Here is a 15851-nt window from a genome sequence, read left to right on the forward strand (position 1 = left end):
TTGGGTTGCATCATTCATAAAAAAAGCTCCTTCGTTCCGAAAACTATCGGAGACAATGTGCTATTCAGTCTAATGCTCAGAATCGAGCGGTCTATTCGACTGGGTTATAAGGGGATGCCATGAACCTCCGGCAGATCGAAGTTTTTCACGCGCTGATGACCAATGGCACCACGTCCCGTGCGGCGGAGGTGCTGCGCATCTCGCAACCCGCCGTCAGCAAGGCCGTACAGGAATTGGAGCGGCAAGTTGGTTTCAGCCTTTTCCATCGCCTGAAGGGGCGACTGGTGGCAACCGCCGAGGGGCGGCTGTTTTTTCGCGAAGTGGAAGGTGCCTTTATCGGCCTGACACAGTTGCGCGCTGCCGCCGCCCGAATTCGCGATTTTGGCTCGGGCGAGTTGCGGTTGGTCAGCCTGTCGGCCCTCAGCACCAATATTGTGCCGAAAGCGCTGCATGCCTTCCAACGTCGGCACCCGAACGTGCGCATCACGTTTCAAGCGCGCATGTCGTCGGTGGTGAAGGAATTGGTGGCATCCGGGCAGTTCGACTTGGGCCTTGCCGCCGATGAAATCGATGTGACCGGGGTGGATGCGAGTTTGTTCAGCTACCGTCGCCTCGTGGTGGCGCTGCCGGGGGATCATCCGTTAATCGCAACCGCTATTGTGCACCCGGAAGATCTCGACGGCCAACCCTTCATCGCCCTCGCACCCGAGGATACGTCGCGCCATAAGCTCGAGCGGCTGTTTGAGCAGCGGAACGTCCACCCGCGGATCGTGCTGGAAACCCCTTATTCGACAACCGTTTGCGCGATGGTCCAGGCGGGTATGGGAGTGGGAATCGTCCATCCACTGACTGCCGAACCCTATGAGGGTCGCAATCTCGTGGTGCGTCCGTTCGAACCGGCCATCCATTCGCGCACGCTGCTGTTGCTGCCCCCCGACCGACCGCCATCGCGCATCGTCGCCGACTGCATTGACGAGTTGCGTCGGTTTGCCCAGGTCGTGCCGGAGGAATGACGAGGTTTCAGACGATCTGGTGTCTGTTCAGCGTTAACCTCGTCATTGGCGCGTGAAGAGCCCCTAGAATTTGACGTCCACACGGGCTTCCAGAGAGACCTGATCCAAGTTCCGCAGGCGGTTGATCCGGCCTCGGCAAGGTCGGTGGTGGTTGCATAGGCCAGACCGTGCCGGGACTCCTTGCGCACCCAGACGAGGGCTTCGGTCGGTCGCGGTTAGTTGCTCGACCAGAGCGGGAGCGTCTTCAAGGGCCTGCCAATAGGCATCCTGAATGTGGCCGCCAGAATCGTCAATCCGCCCGAACACCACGGCATGAGTATCGATGAAGCGCAGCAGCCGTTGCGCCGCCGTCCACGGGCTGAGGTCCCCCAATTCCAGGGGCTATTCATCCTACTTCCAGGCCGATCATGTGAAAAAAGGTGCCTGATACTTGCGCGCGCCGGCTCCCTGTGGGCTGGGGGGCGCTGCCATAGGCATCAGTGGTTTCAGCGAAAGCGGCGTCAGCGCCGGGATCGATGATCGTGGCGTAGTGAAATTCATGCCCCGTTAGCCGTGTTCCGGCTTTACCGAATGGACCGTCGCTCAAAAGCCGGGCGCGCCGATAACCGAGGTTCAAGCTCCGAGTGGCGAAGGAGGTGGTGAGCCCCAACAATCCTGCCATCGGATACGAAACCCCTGCTGCATCGATCAGGCTTCCCCCAGCACCATATATCCCCCGCATTCACCGTGAACGGGCTTGGTTGCGGCAAAACGCCGGAGCCCCTCTTGAAAATGAGTGGCGGCGGCGAGACGCGCAGCGTGAAGTTCGGGATAGCCGCCGGGCAGCCAAACCATATCGCAAGTCGCATCGGGAGCCGCGTCGGCCAGGGGCGAGAAAGGATAAATCTCCGCTCCCTGTGCCCGCCATAGGCTCAGCAGATGCGGATAGACAAAGGAAAAAGCTGCATCCTGCGCTAAGGCAATGCGCTGGGCAGGCGGCGCTAAGAAAACCGCTCCGTCTGTTTGAGGAAGCTGGGTGGGCGTGGCAAGGGCGCGCAGGGCGGCAAGATCGAGATGCGCGCTGACGAAATCCGCGAGCGCGTCCAACCGTTCACGCAACTGCTCGGTTTCGCCCGCTTGAACCAGTCCTAAGTGCCGTTCGGGCAGCGCGACCGCTGCGGTACGGGGCAGGGCGCCGAGCACCGGGATGCCGAGGGGCGCCATCGCGGCCCGAATCAGGCGCTCGTGGCGGGGACTGCCGACGCGGTTGAGCACCACCGCAGCAATCCGAAGTCGGGGGTCAAAAGCGGCAAACCCGGCGAGGATCGCTGCGGCCGACTGTGATTGCCCGCTAACGTCCAGCACGAGAATGATTGGCCAGCCGAGGGCGACGGCGGTATCTGCAGTCGAACCCGAGCGGCCTGGTTCCGCAGGGACGCCGTCGAACAACCCCATCAAGCCCTCGCCAATAGCAATATCGGCCCCGCCGATAGCCCGATGGGTGAGGGCTTGGAGCTGCGCCGGGTCCATCGCCCAACTATCGAGGTTGACGCCGGGACGCCCACAGGCGGCTGCGTGGAAGGCTGGATCAATGTAATCGGGGCCGCATTTGACCGGAGCGACGCGCAGACCGCTGCGGGTAAAGGCCCGCATCACACCGAGGCTCAGAGTGGTTTTACCGCCGCCGGAGCGGGGGGCGGCGATCATGAGGCCGGGGGGGAGCATTAGCGCTGTTGCCACGGCAATAGATCGGCGCGCAAGCTGACAATATTGCCAATAACGATGATTGCCGGTGCGGCAACAGCCGCTGCGGCTGAAGCGGCGACAATGTTTTCCAGCGTGGACTCCAGCGTTGCTTGCTCGGGAAGGGTGGCGTTGGTGACAATGGCGACCGGCGTCGTGGGGGCGCGCCCGGCGGCAATCAGTTTGGCCGCAATGGGCGCAAGATTGGTGAGCCCCATATAGAGAACGATCGGCGCGTCGACGGAGCCTAAGGTCGCCCAATCCAGCCCCCCATCGGCCTCGGCGGCCAAATGGCCGGTAGCGAAGATAAGCGCTTGATTCGTGTCGCGCGTCGTCGCCGGAATTCCGGCATAGGCGAGACCTGCAAGGCCTGCGGTAACGCCGGGGATAATCCGAAACGGCACCCCCGCCTGCGCCAGGCTTTCGCCTCCTCGCCGCCGCGCCCGAAGACGAAAGGGTCGCCGCCCTTCAAGCGCACGATCTTTTTCCCCTCAGCGGCAAGGGCAATCAGCCGTTGGGTGATGTCGGCCTGTTGGGGCGAGGGTTTCCCGCCGCGCTTTCCGGCATAGTCGCGGGCGGTCGTCGGGGGAATCAGGGCCAGAATGCCGGGGGAGACCAACGCGTCATAGACGATGACATCGGCTGATTTCAGGGCATGCAGGGCGTGCAGCGTCAACAGGCCCGGATCGCCCGGCCCGGCCCCAACCAACCAAACCGAGCCTGGAGTGAAGTCGGGCGCGTCAACCATACAAAGAGTCTCTTTCCTCAAATAACCGAAGGGCGCTATGCCTAAGCCTATGACGGCACCCCCCTCTATTCCCCTGCGGACCGGCTGGACGACCGGGGCCTGCGCCACGGCTGCCACCCGCGCGGCCTTCGAGGGATTGATAACGGGCGAGGCCCCCGACCCGGTTACGATCACGCTGGCCGGGGGGCAAACGCCCGCTTTCGCGCTGGCCTTTGCGGAGGCGGTTGGCGGGGATGCGTGGCGCGTCGGGATTGTGAAGGATGCGGGGGACGATCCCGATGTGACCCACGGGGCTTTGATTGTCGCGACGGTGCGCCGCTTGCCGCTCGGCGCTGGCATTCGATTTTTCGCGGGGCCAGGAGTGGGCACCGTTACGCGCGCCGGGCTGCCTTTGCCGCCGGGGGAGCCCGCCATCAACCCCGTGCCGCGCGCCATGATGGTGGCGGCGGTAGAAGCCTGCGCCGCCCGCCTGCGTGTGCCCGCCGATCTTGCGATCGAAATCTCGATTCCCAACGGCGAAAAACTCGCTTTGCGGACCATGAACGGGCGGCTCGGGATTCTTGGCGGTCTGTCGGTTCTGGGGACGACGGGGATTGTTATTCCCTATTCCTGTTCGGCTTGGATTCACGCCATTCATCGCGGGGTCGATGTCGCACGGGCGGCGGGGCTCGATCATCTTATCGGGGCGACCGGCGCAACGTCGGAGGCGGCGGCTCAGGCCTATCATGGGTTGCCGGAGATCGCCTTGATCGATATGGGGGATTTCGTCGGCGGCTTGCTGAAATACCTCCGGCAGCATCCGGTGCCGAAACTCACTCTTGCTGGCGGTTTCGGGAAGATGACCAAGCTCGCGCAAGGCTTGCTCGATCTGCACTCCAAGCGCGGGGCGGTCGATCTGACTTGGCTCGCGGCGCAACTTCCCGACGCGTCCAGCGATTTGCGCCGGGCGATTGAAACGGCCAATAGCGCCCTCGAAGCCTATCAGCTTGCCCTGGCCGAAGGCATTGATCTGCCGTTGCGGGTGGCGCAGGTGGCCTGGGCGGTGGCCGCCCCGGTGCTGCGCGGGCAGGGGGAGGCTTTGGAGATTCTCATTGTGGACCGGCAAGGTGCCATTGTCGCCGGAACGGGGCTGCGACCGTTGCATTAGGCCCCCCGCTCGGGCCGAAAGCGGCGTTGATACTCGGCATCATATAGGGCGCTGGGGCGGAAATCCTCGGCGGCTAAGGCGGGACCGATGAGGATCAGCGCCGTGCGTTCCATCGGGGATACGGCCATCTCTGCCAGAATCGTCGCAAGCGTGCCGCGCAGGATCCGCTCATCGGGCCAGGAGGCGCGAAACACGAGGGCGATAGGGCAGGCAGGGCCATAGAAGGGTGTTAACTCCGCAACCACTTGATCCAGAACATGTATCGACAGATGCAGCGCCAGCGTCGCGCCGGTTTTGGCGAAATTAGCGAGGCTTTCCCCCGGCGGCATCGCCGACGCCCGCCCGGAGGTGCGCGTCAAGACAAGCGATTGTGCCACTTCCGGCAAGGTTAGTTCGCGCTTCAGGGCTGCTGCTGCCGCCGCGAAGGCCGGAACCCCCGGTGTAACGGTATAGGGGATCGTTAGGGCATCGAGCGCGCGCAATTGCTCGCCCATCGCGCTCCAGACCGAGAGATCGCCGGAATGCAGCCGGGCTACATCGCGCCTCTGGTCGGTCGCTATACGGCATTCGGCGACAATGGCGGCAAGGTCGAGGGGCGCGGTATTCACGATCCTTGCCCCCGGCGGGCAGTAGGCCAGCAGCGCTTCGGGCACCAGCGAACCCGCGTAGAGGCAGACTGGGCAGCGCGCCAGAAGGTCGCGCCCGCGCACAGTAATCAGGTCGGGAGCCCCCGGACCCGCCCCGATGAAATGCACCGTCATAAAACTCTCCCTGTAATCGCACAACTCACCCCGTCCGCCGTGATTCGGGGCAGTAAAAGCCGCCCGCGCGGGCCGACTGCCGCTAGGGCGGCGGCTTCAGCATGGCTGGCAAAGCCGGTAAGCGCTTCGACCTTGGCCGAGCGGGTTAGAATACGCCCCTGTTCGGCTGCCAGCGCGTCTGGGCCGATGAATTCCAAGGGAAATCCGAGGGTTTGCGCGGCCACGATCAACCCCGGCTCGGTCTGCTTACGGGTGCTGCTCGCCAAGACCAAGGCCCCACCGCTCACCGGAAGCTGGGCGAGCGCTTCCCGAATCAGGGCGAGGATGGCGGCGGCGGGGCGTCCCGCGCGGCAACCGATACCGATAGCGCGCATCATGATGGTTTCTCGAACCGCCATTGCAACTGCGGGCGGGCGGGCTCCCACCCGGTATAGCCGCCCAAAGCTCCGGCCTTGGCGAGCTGAATTTGCATTAACTCGCCGCCGTGGCTGCCGTGAAGGGCAATCATCGCCGCTTGGCTTTCAAGCGTTACTGCATTCACAACTAAGCGGCGGCCGGGTGGAAGGGCTTCGAGCGCGGCGGCAATTACCTCCGGTCCGCCGCCGCCGACGAAAATCGCGTCGGGCGGGGGGAGGTCAGCGAAGGCCTTCGGGGCTTTATCGACGATTACGCGCAGGTCGGGAAACGCCAAAACTCAGAGCATTCTGGGCGATGGTCGCGGCCCGGTCGGTGCGTGGCTCCACGGCGATGGCGATGGCGTTCGGGGCGGCCAGCATCCATTCGATCCCGACCGATCCCGACCCGGCCCCGACATCCCACAGCAGCGCGCCCGGCGTTGGCGCGAGGGCAGAGAGCGTGAGGGCTCGAATCTCGCGCTTGGTAATCTGTCCATCGTGCTGAAACCACGCGTCGGGCAAACCGGGGCTACGCGGGAGGATCCGTGTCCCTGCCTCGGCGATCACGTCCAATGCGATCAGGTTCAGCGCGTCGGCGGGGGCCGCAGGAACGGTCGCGGCGCGATAGGCCGTGATCCGCTCGCGCGGGCCACCGAGGGCCTCCATAATCCAAAAGCGCGAGGGGCCGAAGCCGCGTTGGGTGAGCAGATCGGCTAGGCTCTTCGGCGTGCTCCCATCCCACGATAAAATCAGCAGCCGGGCGTGGGGGTGAGGTGCGGAATAATCCGCTCCAACGGGCGACCGTGCAGTGTGACGGCGGTGCAATCCTGCTGCGACCAACCCAAGCGCGCGGCGGCGAGGCTGAGGGAGGAGGGCGCCGGAACCGTCTGATACTCGCCGGGCGTAAGATGCTCCGCTAAGAGGCTGCCAACGCCGAAATAAAACGGGTCGCCCGAGGCGAGTACGCAAACCCGTTCGCCGCGCTGGGCTAAAAGGGCGGGAATCGCGTCGCTGAACGGGCGCGGCCACGGGGTTTTAACCGCTGAATGGTCGGGCACCATCGCCAGATGCCGCGCGCCGCCCCAAATCCAATCGGCCTGCGCCAAGAGGTGCCGGGCTGACGCCGATAAACCCTCTTGGCCGTCTTCGCCAATGCCGATAAGGGAGAGCCAGGGGCGCGGGACGGGCGCGTCCTCAACCATAGGAGGCCTCCTGAGGATGCGAATTTTGGTTCTGGGCGGCACGACCGAGGCAACGGCTCTGGCCGCGCGCCTGAGGGAATCCTCCGGCTATGCGTCGATCCTGTCGCTCGCCGGGCGCACCCGCGCGCCCGATCTGCCGCTGGGACTGCCGCACCGGATCGGCGGTTTCGGCGGTATTGCCGGGCTCACGGCCTATCTGCGCGCCGAGGCGATTGCGGCGGTGATCGATGCCACCCATCCTTTCGCCGATCAAATGCCCGGCACGCGGTGGCGGCGTGCAAAGCCTGCGCAATCCCCCTGGCACGCTTCACCCGCCCGCCCTGGACGCGCATTGCGGGCGATGATTGGCAGGAGGTACCGAGTGCGCCGAGGCCGCCGCCGCGCTGGGTGCCGAACCGCGCCGGGTTTTCCTCACCATTGGCCGCTTGCAGCTCGCCGCCTTCGCCGCCGCGCCCCAGCATGCCTACCTGATCCGCTGTATCGACCCGCCCGAACCGATACCCGATCTGCCGCACTCCCGGTTGCTGCTGGCGCGCGGACCCTATACGGAGGCGGCGGAAGCCGATCTGCTCCAACGGGAGCGGATCGCGCTTCTGGTCAGCAAGAACAGCGGCGGCAGCGCCACCTATGGGAAAATTGCTGCCGCCCGGCAGCTTGGGCTGAAGATCATCATGATTGCCCCGCCGCCTGCGCCCGGTCTGGCACCGATCTTCGAGGTTTCGGCGGTTCTGGATTGGCTGGAGGCTCATCGCGCCGCCTCGCCATAGTGCCGGGGCGTGTAGAGCCACGCGCCGCCGCCGGGCCGGTCGAGACGGCGGGTTTCGCTGGAGCCGATCAGCACCAAGGTCGCCATATCGACGCGGGAAAGGTCGGCTTCGCCCAAGGTGGTGAGGTGTAGGCTTTCGTCCGCCCGCCCGACGGCGCGGGCGAAGGCGACCGGCGTCGCGGCGGCCTTATGGGCGCGCAGCACGTCGAAAGCGGCGCGAATGCCTCGGACCGGGCTTTGGAGGCAGGATTATAGAGCGCGATAACGAAATCGCCCGCCGCCGCCGCTGCCAGCCGCCGCGCGATGATCGACCAGGGTTTGAGGTTATCGGAGAGCGAAATGACGCAAAAATCATGGCCCAGGGGCGCTCCCAACCGTGCGGCGGCGGCCTGCATTGCCGAAATGCCGGGATGAACCGAAATATCGAGGGTCCGCCAAAACTCAGGCCCTATGCTCACGGCTTCGAAAACGGCGGAAGCATCGCGAAAATCCCCGGATCACCGCCCGAGACGATCACCACCTGCCGCCCGGCTGCCGCCAGGGCAAGCCCCTGCTGCGCCCGCGCGATTTCGACCCGATTATCGCTGCTATGAAGTGTTTGATCCGCCCGCACTGTCAGCCGCGCTACATAAGGGGCATAGCCGATAAGATCGGTCGCGGCGGTTGTTAAGGCGCTCGCTTCGGGGGTGATCCAGTCGGCGGCACCGGGGCCAAGTCCGATAATCCGCAGGCTGCCGGGGGGCGAAACGCTCATGGCCGTCGCCCTTCTCCCGGCACGAGAATCATCGAAAAATACGGCGCGGTATCGTCGGTCTTCGCCGCGAGGGGGAGGATTTTTTCCCCCGGCATGGTGCCGCGTTCGACGTAGATTGCCCGCGCCAGCAATCCGGCAGCGGTCAGCGCGGCACGGATTTTCGGCAGATTGCGGCCCACCTTCATAATCACAGCGGCGTCGCCGAGACGCAGCTTTTCGGTGAGATCGGCTTCGGGCAAGGTTCCGGCGAGAACGCTCAGCCCATCGTCGCCCCAGGTCATTGGAACCCCTGCGGCCGCCCAGCAGCCCGACATGCCGGTGACGCCGGGAATGATTTGGGTCGGAAAGCGCTCTTTTAGCCGAATGTAGAGGTGCATGAAGGAGCCATAGAAAAGCGGATCGCCCTCGGCCACGAGCGCCACGTCGCGCCCCGCGCTCAGATGGGTTGCCAAGGTCGCGGCGGACTCGGCATAGAATTCCCGGAGTTGGTCGCCATAGGCGGTCTCCGTGACGGGAATTTCCGTGGTCACAGGATAATAAAGCGGCACTTCGATCTGCCCCGCGTGCAGCCAACCGTCGAGAATTTGCCGCGCATTGCCCCGCCGTCCCTGCTTGGCAAAGAAACTAACGACGGGAACGCGCTGGAGCGTTTTCACGGCTTTCACGGTCAAAAGTTCGGGGTCGCCGGGGCCGAGGCCGATACCATATAAAGTCCCCGTCATTCGGCGGTACTCGCGAGGGCATTGACGGTCGCGGCCGCCATCGCGCTACCGCCGCGCCGTCCGCGCACGACGAGGGCCGGAAGATCAGGCGTTGCTAGCAGGGCTTCCTTGGATTCGACCGCGCCGATGAACCCAACCGGCATACCGATGATGGCCGCCGGGCGGGGCGCGCCCGCCGCGATCATCTCCAGCAGGTAGAAGAGGGCTGTTGGGGCATTGCCGATGGCGACGACGGCCCCCGCCAGCGAGTCTCGCCACAGTTCCACGGCAGCGGCGCTGCGCGTGGTGCCGAGGCGGGCGGCGGCATCGGCAATCTGCGGCGCGTTCAAAGTGCAGATGACGGCGTTCTGCGCCGGTAAACGTGCGCGGGTAATGCCGTGGGCGACCATTTCCGCGTCGCAGAGAATCGGCTTGCCCGCCATCAGCGCGGCGCGCGCCGCTTGAACTGCGCCGGCGGTGAAGGCGAGGTCGGGAACAATATCGACCATCCCGCAAGCGTGGATAATTCGCACCGCCACGCTCTCATCGGGCCCTGTGAAGTGCGCAAGGTCGGCTTCCGCACGGATCCTCGCAAAGGATTGCCGGTAAATATCGGCTCCGTCACGGGTATAGTCAAAACGCGCAGTCATTCAAATACCTTTTGTTTTGAAAAACTTAGTAAGAAAGGTCTGGGCATCCGCAACGGTGAGCCCAAGGTGGTCGGGGGGGGCTGTGGCTGTATATCGCAGAACCACGTCGTATCTGCCTTCGCGCGCGACGAGGGTGATGGGTGCCGCGCGGGGATGGGCACAGCCTTTCGCGCAGCCCGAAACATGCAGGAGCGGTTTCTCATAGGGCGGTGGGGGTAAGCTGACGGCGAAATTGCGCGCATCCTCTTGCGATGGGCGGCTGGCGCGGTCGCAGGCGGGGGCACCGCTACAGGCGGCAATCGCCATAAGCGCGGCGTCGGGGTCCAGAATAAAACCGGCTTTGCTCAGGCCGGATGCGATGACGGCGGGGGCATCGGTCAAGGTCAGTGGCAGCACCAGGCTACGCCAGGGCGTTAAGCGAAACTCTTGCCCAGCTTGGGCTAAGCACCGCATCTGTTCGGCATGAAGTCGCCCAAAAGGAACCCCCGCCAGGATAAATGGCCCGACCGTGAGCGGCCAAATCCCGAGCCGTGGAAGCGGCGGCGCGGGTTCGGTTGTTTTTGCGATTTCGGTCGTTGCGAGACCGGCAGCCTGAAGAAAAGCGACCGGCCCAATCGATGCCAGCAGCGCCTTCATCCGCCCCCCCTCGGGCGTGAGGCGCAAAAAAGGTTTGGCTGAGCGTCTTCATCACCGGCAGGCAATCATCGGGATGGCAGGTGATGAGCCGATGGCCACCTGCAAAAACAGCCCAGCGCGGCCCCTCTGACGTGCGTTGAGCGCGGGCGTGCAGGTCGCTCGCGTCGGCGGGAAGCGGCAAAAGGCCACCTTCATCAATGCCAAAACCGAATTTTCCCGGCAGGGCGGCCAGCGTATCATCGTTCATCAGCCACGCTTCGAGTGCCGTATAGAGCGGGCGACTATCGAGTGCGGCGGTCGGGTCGATCCCGCAAAGGGGCGAGCGCAGAATGTTCCGCCGCGCTTCCTGAGCGATGCTTGTGTCGAGCAAACCAAGATCGGCTAATGCCGTTTGCAAAGGTTGAAACGTCTCTTCGCGCACGCCGCGCAGTTGCAAATTGGCGCGCGCGGTTAGATCGATCAGGCCATTACCGAAGCGGTCCGCCAAATCGGCAAGCGCGTAGGCCAGAGCCTGCGGGATGACCGGGCCGCGCGGGCGTATCCGCACAATGTAACCATCGCCACTCAGCATCGGGCGTAAAGCGCCAGGGCACCAGCCGCGCCGAAGCTCTTCCGCCATCATGCCCCCATCTCCGCCAAAAGCTCGCGCGCGGAATTGCGCCGGGGGGTCCAGAAACCGCGTGCATTGGCAAGGGTAAAGCGCGCGGCCAGCGCGGCGGCGGCGGCGGGGTTCGCGGCGCGAAGGAAGGCGCGCACATCGGCATTCGCAACAAGAGCCTCGAACGCCAGCTCGAACTGATGCGGGCGCACGCAGTCGGCTAGAACAGCAAAAGCGAAGAGATTATCGACGCTTTCGGCGATTTCTGCCGCGCCGCGATGGCCGTGGCGCATCTGGCCTGCCAACCAACGCGGGTTCGTCAATCGTCCGCGCACGACACGGGCAACCTCTTCGGCCAAGCTGCGCAACTTGATGTGCTCGGGCAGGCTGCTATCGAGATGATAGAGCGCAGCCCGCCCGCCCAGGGCGCTATTCGCGGCGGCAAACCCGCCCTCGTGATCGGCGAAAGCATCGGAGTCGAGCACGTCTTGCCCGGCCATATCCTGCGTGTGGACATAGGCGTCGGCAGTGCGGACTTGGACGGCGAAGCCGGTCGAGGGTCGAGGGGCGTCGGCATCATAGGCGTAGCCGGTTCCGGCAAGATAGCCTTGGCCGAGGCTCATTCGATCAGCCTCATCGTTGCCAATAAGGGCGCGCATTACCCCCGTCCCATAAGCGCCGGGGGCCGCGCCGAAGATGCGCGAGACCGGCGCGTCCGGCACCGTGCGGTGCTGGGCCGCCAATGGGTTCAGCGCATCCGCCTCGTCTAATGCAGCAACGGCGGCGACGATTTGGTTGAATAAGGCAATCTGTTGCGGAAAAACATCGCGGAACAGGCCGGAAATTCGCAAAGTGACATCGATGCGCGGGCGGTCCAACACGGCGTGGGGCAGAATAGTGAAGCCCGACACGCGTGCCGAACCTTCGTCCCACACCGGCGTTACGCCAAGCAGGGCGATGGCCTGGGCGAGATCTTCGCCGCCGGTGCGCATTGTGGCCGATCCCCAGAGGTCGAGCAGAATCCGCTGCGGCCAGTCGCCATGATCTTGCAGATAGCGCGCGACCAACTCGTTTGCCGCGCGTTGGCCTAAAACCCACGCCGTTCGCGTCGGCACATGGCGCGGATCGATCGTATAGAGGTTTCGTCCCGTCGGGAACACGTCTACCCGCCCGCGCGAGGGGGCACCCGCCGGGCCGGGGGGGATGAACCGCCCATCTAGCGCCGTCATCAGGGCGGCCATTTCGCGGGTTCCGCAGTCGGCAAGTTCGGGAAGCGCCGCTGCCGGCAGGCAGGCTTCCCACACGGCCACATCGGGCGTGCGGCCAAAGATATGCAAACCGTCGTTGATCCGCATTTCCTTGATGTCGCACAGATAATTATCGAGCTGGGCGAGGGCGGTTTGCGGGTCACAGGCCCGAGCCAACCCGCATTCATCGGCAATGCCCGAGGTCTGTGCGTTCGCCAAAATCGCTTCGGCCAGCAGGGCGGCGCGTCTTGGGTCGAGAGTAACGGCGGCGGCATATTCGTCCATTAAGGCTTCGATCGTGCGCAGAGCGTCGGTGCTTCCGGCGGTCGTGAGGGGCGGCGTGAGGTGGCCGAGGGTGACAGCGCTGGTTCGGCGCTTGGCTTGAGCGGCCTCACCGGGATTATTGACGATGAAGGGATAAATGACCGGCACCGGCCCCAAAAGCACCTGGGGGGCACAGGCGGGGCTGAGGCTGCCGCCTTACCGGGTAACCATTCCAACGTTCCGTGCGTGCCGAGGTGGAGCAGCGCATCGATGTCGACCGAATGGCGTAACCAAAGGTAGAAGGCGATATAGGCGTGGCTCGGCGGTTCGGCCCCGTCATGGTAGCTTTGCTTGCGCGTTTCCACGCGCCCGCGATCCGGCTGAAGCGCGATCACCAGGGCTCCGGCCCGAACGGTTTGAAAGCGGAAGGCGGTGTGCGGTGGTGGCCCCCAGGTTTCGAGAACCGCTTCCGTGAAGGCTTTCGGCAGGGCTTGGAAGAGGCGGTTATAAATTTCTGGCGCAAGCCCGGCCTCCCCCGCTTCTGCGGTCAAGCTGGCCATCAGCGTGTGGGAATCGGGCAGGGGCGGGATGCGATAACCGCCGTCGCGCAAAGCGTCGGCAATCGCAAGAAGGCTGGCGGGGGTATCGAGCCCGACGGCATAGGCTTCGCGCCCGCGCTTGCCAGGGTAATTCGAGAGAATACAGGCGATGCGCCGTTGTGCGCGCGGCTTTTGGGCTAAACGCGCCCAAGCGGCAGCAAGATCGGCCACTACGGCGATTTGATCGAGATCGGGGGTTTGAACGACGGGCGTGAATTCAAGCTCGGGCGCGGTGCGCGTCAGTGTTTTGAAGCCAATCACCGTCGTGCCGATACGCCCGTCGATTTCCGGAAGAACGATATTCATGGCGAGATCGGTGGCGCTCAGGCCGTTATTGCTTTCAGCCCAGGCCTCGCGGCTGCCGGTCGCGAGGATTACCTGAAAGACGGGTGCCCCTGCGCTGTCGAGCGGGCTGGAAAAGGCGGTGGCATTCAGAACGACCGTGGGGCTTCGGTCGGCGCAGCGAGCACGGATATAGTCGGCGGCGGTTGGCTCCTTCAGGCTGGCAACGAAATGACTATCGACGGCAAAGCCTCGGTCTGCTAGGGCGTCGGCCAAGGCGCAGATTGGTGCCGTATCGCCCGCCGCATACTGGGAGCGGTAAAAAACGAGGCTGGCACGGGGGGCGTCATCGCGCTTCGGGTGGCATGCTGCTTCGAACCGCCCGAAACTCGGTACGGGGGTCGGGGGCGGCAGCGGCGCGGTCTTGGCTTGTCCCTGCCGGGCGATCCAACGGAAGGCCGTGCGCAAATTCGCCTCGCCCCCTTCCTGGAACGCGCCCCACAGGTTTGCGAGATCGTCAGGCGCGACGGTCGAGAGGTCGGTAAGGCGCGGGTCGGCGTAACCATCTCCCGGTATCAGCGCGAGCGCGATGCCGGACAGCCGGGCCATTTGGCTGAGTTCTTCCGCCCCATAGCGCCAGTAATCGCGCCCACCGAGTAGACGGACCAGAATGAAGCGGGCTTTTTGGGCGGTTTTCTCGACATAGAGATCGACCGAATAGGGGTGCCGCAACTGCGCGAGTGAGGCCAAACGCGCCGATCCCAAAGCGGGATCGGCGGCTGCGTAGAGGCGGGCAACGGCGCTAAGGTCGCTATCCGAAAAAGACAGAAAGAGGATGTCCGCCGGGGACTGGTCTAAATCCACGGCGGTGTCGGTTTCGTCTAGGCTTCGGCTAACGACGTTCAGCAGATGCATCGGTTTAGCGCAGTGCTGCCGCGATGGCGGTTTGATCGAGCCCCTTTTGCCCGATGACGACAAGGCGGGTGCCGCGCGGCTCACCGGGGCGCCAAGCCCGGTCGAACCGTTGCTGGAAACGCGTGCCGACGCCCTGAACGAGCAGCCGCATCGGTTTTCCCGCTACCTCGGCAAAGCCTTTGATACGGATAATATCGAAAGCTTCCGCCACAGTGATTAAGCGCCCAATGAAGGCGGTTGGGTCGGCCAACGCAGGCAGGGTTAGAATAAAGCTATCGAAATCATCATGATCGTGCCCTTCCTCCCCGTCATGGTGCGACGGGCGGGCGGCGAGATCATCTTCCGCCGCCGCCGCCAGGCCAAGCAGCAGCCGAGGATCAATCCGCCCCTCCTGCGTGCAGAGGATTTTTACGGCCCGTGGAATGGTTTGGGTGATCGCTCCCGTTACCGCCGCTTGCTCCGCGTCGGTCATCAGATCGATTTTATTGAGCAGGATCAGATCGGCGCAGAGGAGTTGATCCTCATAGACCTCTTCCAATGGATTATCATGGTCCAGCGATGGGTCGGCGGCGCGCTGTTCGGCGAGTTTCAGCGGATCGTCGGCAAAGCGCCCATCGGCAACGGCGGCACCATCGATGACGGCGATAACGCCATCGACGGTCAAGCGCGTGCGCAGGCCGGGCCAGTCGAAGGCTTTTACGAGGGGTTTTGGCAAGGCTAAGCCGGAGGTTTCGATGATAATATGCTCGGGCTTAGTGTCCCGCCCCAGCAAAGCTTCGATGGCCGGAACGAAATCATCGGCGACGGTGCAGCATAGGCAGCCATTGGCAAGCTCGACGATATTTTCCTCCGGGCAGGTCTCGATCCCGCAGCCTTTGAGGATTTCAGCATCGATGCCGAGATCGCCGAACTCATTGATGATGAGGGCCAAGCGCCGCCCTTGGGCATTATCGAGAATATGCCGGATCAGCGTGGTTTTTCCTGCCCCGAGAAAGCCGGTAATGATGGTAACGGGGATTTTGCCGGGCGGCAGGGAAGATACGGAAGATTGAGACATTGTGAGTTGGCATCGCAGATAGAAACCGGGTGCCAAAAGCCGCGCGAATGGGGCAAAGCCCACACGCTCATGAGAGAGAAAAATCCTCTCAAGCTTACGACGAAGACACCCCGCTTCGCGCAAACGGCAGCTTCGACGGCAGGTCTCCTGGCTCACGGGTCAAGGCCTGTTCTTCGCCTTCCCAGAACATCGCTTTTGGCGGCTCCAGTGGCATTCTGAAAAACAGGCTCGCCGCTTACAGTTGCGGGGGCAGCTTGGGAGTTGGGATTTTAAGCCCTCACCCCTATTCCCTATTGTGCGATACTCATCACACCGTCTTAGGCTAAGAAGTGACACCCACTCCCCCGCTTGTCAAACGCTTGCTGAAGAAAAGGACTCCAGGATGTTACCGGAG

19 protein-coding genes, 4 pseudogenes and 1 riboswitch are annotated in these 15851 nt (G+C 63.9%); of the genes and pseudogenes, 4 read left to right on the plus strand and 19 right to left on the minus strand.

Annotation, left to right across the window (positions count from 1 at the left end; translation table 11 throughout):
• Positions 1-119: 119 nt before the first annotated feature.
• The gene (locus tag VZ95_RS07720; RefSeq protein ID WP_045775339.1) at positions 120-1013 is read left to right on the plus strand and encodes a LysR substrate-binding domain-containing protein; all 894 of its coding nucleotides are present in this window, start codon (positions 120-122) and stop codon (positions 1011-1013) included.
• A gap of 63 nt (positions 1014-1076) precedes the next feature.
• Here the strand turns inward: VZ95_RS07720 and VZ95_RS07725 are convergent, their stop codons facing one another.
• From VZ95_RS07725 to VZ95_RS29205, 4 genes and pseudogenes are all read right to left on the minus strand, one after another.
• A complete protein-coding gene (locus VZ95_RS07725; protein ID WP_045775340.1) occupies positions 1077-1385 on the minus strand; it encodes a DUF6880 family protein in 309 nt (102 codons plus the stop codon).
• Positions 1386-1398: 13 nt separating this feature from the next.
• Positions 1399-2717: pseudogene (locus VZ95_RS07730) on the minus strand (cobyrinate a,c-diamide synthase).
• Positions 2717-3079, minus strand: a complete 363-nt coding sequence (locus tag VZ95_RS28680) for an SAM-dependent methyltransferase (protein ID WP_408606074.1) — start codon at positions 3077-3079, stop codon at positions 2717-2719. Before VZ95_RS28680 ends, VZ95_RS07730 begins: the two are co-directional and overlap by 1 nt.
• On the minus strand, positions 2983-3483 hold the full coding sequence (locus VZ95_RS29205; protein ID WP_408606073.1) for a uroporphyrinogen-III C-methyltransferase: 501 nt from the start codon (positions 3481-3483) through the stop codon (positions 2983-2985). Before VZ95_RS29205 ends, VZ95_RS28680 begins: the two co-directional genes overlap by 97 nt.
• Positions 3484-3532: 49 nt before the next feature.
• Here VZ95_RS29205 and VZ95_RS07740 point away from each other — a divergent pair, with 49 nt between their 5' ends.
• The gene (locus tag VZ95_RS07740; RefSeq protein WP_045775341.1) at positions 3533-4630 is read left to right on the plus strand and encodes a cobalt-precorrin-5B (C(1))-methyltransferase; all 1098 of its coding nucleotides are present in this window, start codon (positions 3533-3535) and stop codon (positions 4628-4630) included.
• Here VZ95_RS07740 and cobM read toward each other — a convergent pair.
• From cobM to cbiE, 5 genes are read right to left on the minus strand one after another with little or no spacing between them, the layout of a single operon-like run.
• Entirely contained in the window at positions 4627-5391 is a 765-nt protein-coding gene (gene cobM, locus VZ95_RS07745) for a precorrin-4 C(11)-methyltransferase (protein WP_045775342.1), read from the minus strand. The two genes, VZ95_RS07740 and cobM, sit on opposite strands and share 4 nt — an antisense overlap.
• On the minus strand, positions 5388-5768 hold the full coding sequence (locus VZ95_RS07750; protein ID WP_045775343.1) for a cobalamin biosynthesis protein: 381 nt from the start codon (positions 5766-5768) through the stop codon (positions 5388-5390). Before VZ95_RS07750 ends, cobM begins: the two co-directional genes overlap by 4 nt.
• Positions 5765-6082 (minus strand): hypothetical protein, encoded by a 318-nt coding sequence (locus tag VZ95_RS28690; protein ID WP_332308034.1) that lies wholly within the window; start codon positions 6080-6082, stop codon positions 5765-5767. The genes VZ95_RS07750 and VZ95_RS28690 overlap by 4 nt, the downstream gene beginning before the upstream one ends.
• The gene (locus VZ95_RS28695; protein WP_332308035.1) at positions 6048-6611 is read right to left on the minus strand and encodes a bifunctional cobalt-precorrin-7 (C(5))-methyltransferase/cobalt-precorrin-6B (C(15))-methyltransferase; all 564 of its coding nucleotides are present in this window, start codon (positions 6609-6611) and stop codon (positions 6048-6050) included. Before VZ95_RS28695 ends, VZ95_RS28690 begins: the two co-directional genes overlap by 35 nt.
• Positions 6536-6988 (minus strand): precorrin-6y C5,15-methyltransferase (decarboxylating) subunit CbiE, encoded by a 453-nt coding sequence (cbiE, locus tag VZ95_RS28700; RefSeq protein ID WP_332308036.1) that lies wholly within the window; start codon positions 6986-6988, stop codon positions 6536-6538. The genes VZ95_RS28695 and cbiE overlap by 76 nt, the downstream gene beginning before the upstream one ends.
• 16 nt (positions 6989-7004) lie before the next feature.
• Here cbiE and VZ95_RS28075 point away from each other — a divergent pair.
• Positions 7005-7211: pseudogene (locus tag VZ95_RS28075) on the plus strand (precorrin-6A/cobalt-precorrin-6A reductase); the annotation flags it as partial.
• Between the two features lie 121 nt (positions 7212-7332).
• Complete coding sequence (locus tag VZ95_RS28080) at positions 7333-7755, plus strand: precorrin-6A/cobalt-precorrin-6A reductase (protein WP_084627644.1); 423 nt, start codon at positions 7333-7335, stop codon at positions 7753-7755.
• Here the strand turns inward: VZ95_RS28080 and VZ95_RS29695 are convergent.
• The 10 genes and pseudogenes from VZ95_RS29695 to cobW form a co-directional block, all read right to left on the minus strand.
• Positions 7734-7958, minus strand: coding sequence for a hypothetical protein (locus tag VZ95_RS29695; RefSeq protein ID WP_456297683.1), 225 nt, complete (start codon positions 7956-7958; stop codon positions 7734-7736). The genes VZ95_RS28080 and VZ95_RS29695 overlap by 22 nt on opposite strands.
• A 92-nt stretch (positions 7959-8050) precedes the next feature.
• Positions 8051-8149 (minus strand): annotated as a pseudogene (locus VZ95_RS29700) (precorrin-3B C(17)-methyltransferase); the annotation flags it as partial.
• Between the two features lie 59 nt (positions 8150-8208).
• Positions 8209-8508, minus strand: coding sequence for an SAM-dependent methyltransferase (locus VZ95_RS29705; RefSeq protein ID WP_456297682.1), 300 nt, complete (start codon positions 8506-8508; stop codon positions 8209-8211).
• Positions 8505-9230 carry a precorrin-2 C(20)-methyltransferase gene (locus VZ95_RS07770; RefSeq protein ID WP_045775344.1) on the minus strand — a complete coding sequence of 242 codons (726 nt, stop codon included), beginning with the start codon at positions 9228-9230 and terminating at the stop codon, positions 8505-8507. Before VZ95_RS07770 ends, VZ95_RS29705 begins: the two co-directional genes overlap by 4 nt.
• Positions 9227-9859: a precorrin-8X methylmutase gene (locus VZ95_RS07775; protein WP_045775345.1), complete on the minus strand. Its 633-nt coding sequence runs from the start codon at positions 9857-9859 to the stop codon at positions 9227-9229. The genes VZ95_RS07770 and VZ95_RS07775 overlap by 4 nt, the downstream gene beginning before the upstream one ends.
• Positions 9860-10255: a hypothetical protein gene (locus VZ95_RS07780; RefSeq protein WP_052711584.1), complete on the minus strand. Its 396-nt coding sequence runs from the start codon at positions 10253-10255 to the stop codon at positions 9860-9862.
• 4 nt (positions 10256-10259) lie between these two features.
• Positions 10260-11117 (minus strand): hypothetical protein, encoded by an 858-nt coding sequence (locus VZ95_RS21775; RefSeq protein WP_052711585.1) that lies wholly within the window; start codon positions 11115-11117, stop codon positions 10260-10262.
• A complete protein-coding gene (locus VZ95_RS28705; protein WP_408606075.1) occupies positions 11114-12448 on the minus strand; it encodes a cobaltochelatase subunit CobN in 1335 nt (444 codons plus the stop codon). The genes VZ95_RS21775 and VZ95_RS28705 overlap by 4 nt, the downstream gene beginning before the upstream one ends.
• Positions 12449-14400: pseudogene (locus tag VZ95_RS28710) on the minus strand (cobaltochelatase subunit CobN); the annotation flags it as partial. It abuts the gene before it with no gap.
• 4 nt (positions 14401-14404) lie between these two features.
• Positions 14405-15457, minus strand: coding sequence for a cobalamin biosynthesis protein CobW (cobW, locus tag VZ95_RS07795; RefSeq protein ID WP_045775346.1), 1053 nt, complete (start codon positions 15455-15457; stop codon positions 14405-14407).
• Between the two features lie 120 nt (positions 15458-15577).
• Positions 15578-15789, minus strand: a riboswitch (cobalamin riboswitch).
• Positions 15790-15851: the final 62 nt, after the last annotated feature.

The organism is Elstera litoralis (genome assembly GCF_000963705.1).
Lineage (GTDB): Bacteria > Pseudomonadota > Alphaproteobacteria > Elsterales > Elsteraceae > Elstera > Elstera litoralis.

Excerpts from the sequence above, each read along its gene's own strand:
- VZ95_RS07720 (WP_045775339.1), top strand. The coding sequence starts at position 120 with ATGAACCTCCGGCAGATCGAAGTTTTTCACGCGCTGATGACCAATGGC.
- VZ95_RS29205 (WP_408606073.1), bottom strand. The coding sequence starts at position 3,483 with ATGGTTGACGCGCCCGACTTCACTCCAGGCTCGGTTTGGTTGGTTGGG.
- VZ95_RS07740 (WP_045775341.1), top strand. The coding sequence starts at position 3,533 with ATGACGGCACCCCCCTCTATTCCCCTGCGGACCGGCTGGACGACCGGG.
- cobM (WP_045775342.1), bottom strand. The coding sequence starts at position 5,391 with ATGACGGTGCATTTCATCGGGGCGGGTCCGGGGGCTCCCGACCTGATT.
- VZ95_RS07750 (WP_045775343.1), bottom strand. The coding sequence starts at position 5,768 with ATGATGCGCGCTATCGGTATCGGTTGCCGCGCGGGACGCCCCGCCGCC.
- cbiE (WP_332308036.1), bottom strand. The coding sequence starts at position 6,988 with ATGGTTGAGGACGCGCCCGTCCCGCGCCCCTGGCTCTCCCTTATCGGC.
- VZ95_RS29705 (WP_456297682.1), bottom strand. The coding sequence starts at position 8,508 with ATGAGCGTTTCGCCCCCCGGCAGCCTGCGGATTATCGGACTTGGCCCC.
- VZ95_RS07770 (WP_045775344.1), bottom strand. The coding sequence starts at position 9,230 with ATGACGGGGACTTTATATGGTATCGGCCTCGGCCCCGGCGACCCCGAA.
- VZ95_RS07775 (WP_045775345.1), bottom strand. The coding sequence starts at position 9,859 with ATGACTGCGCGTTTTGACTATACCCGTGACGGAGCCGATATTTACCGG.
- VZ95_RS21775 (WP_052711585.1), bottom strand. The coding sequence starts at position 11,117 with ATGATGGCGGAAGAGCTTCGGCGCGGCTGGTGCCCTGGCGCTTTACGC.
- VZ95_RS28705 (WP_408606075.1), bottom strand. The coding sequence starts at position 12,448 with ATGCGGATCAACGACGGTTTGCATATCTTTGGCCGCACGCCCGATGTG.
- cobW (WP_045775346.1), bottom strand. The coding sequence starts at position 15,457 with ATGTCTCAATCTTCCGTATCTTCCCTGCCGCCCGGCAAAATCCCCGTT.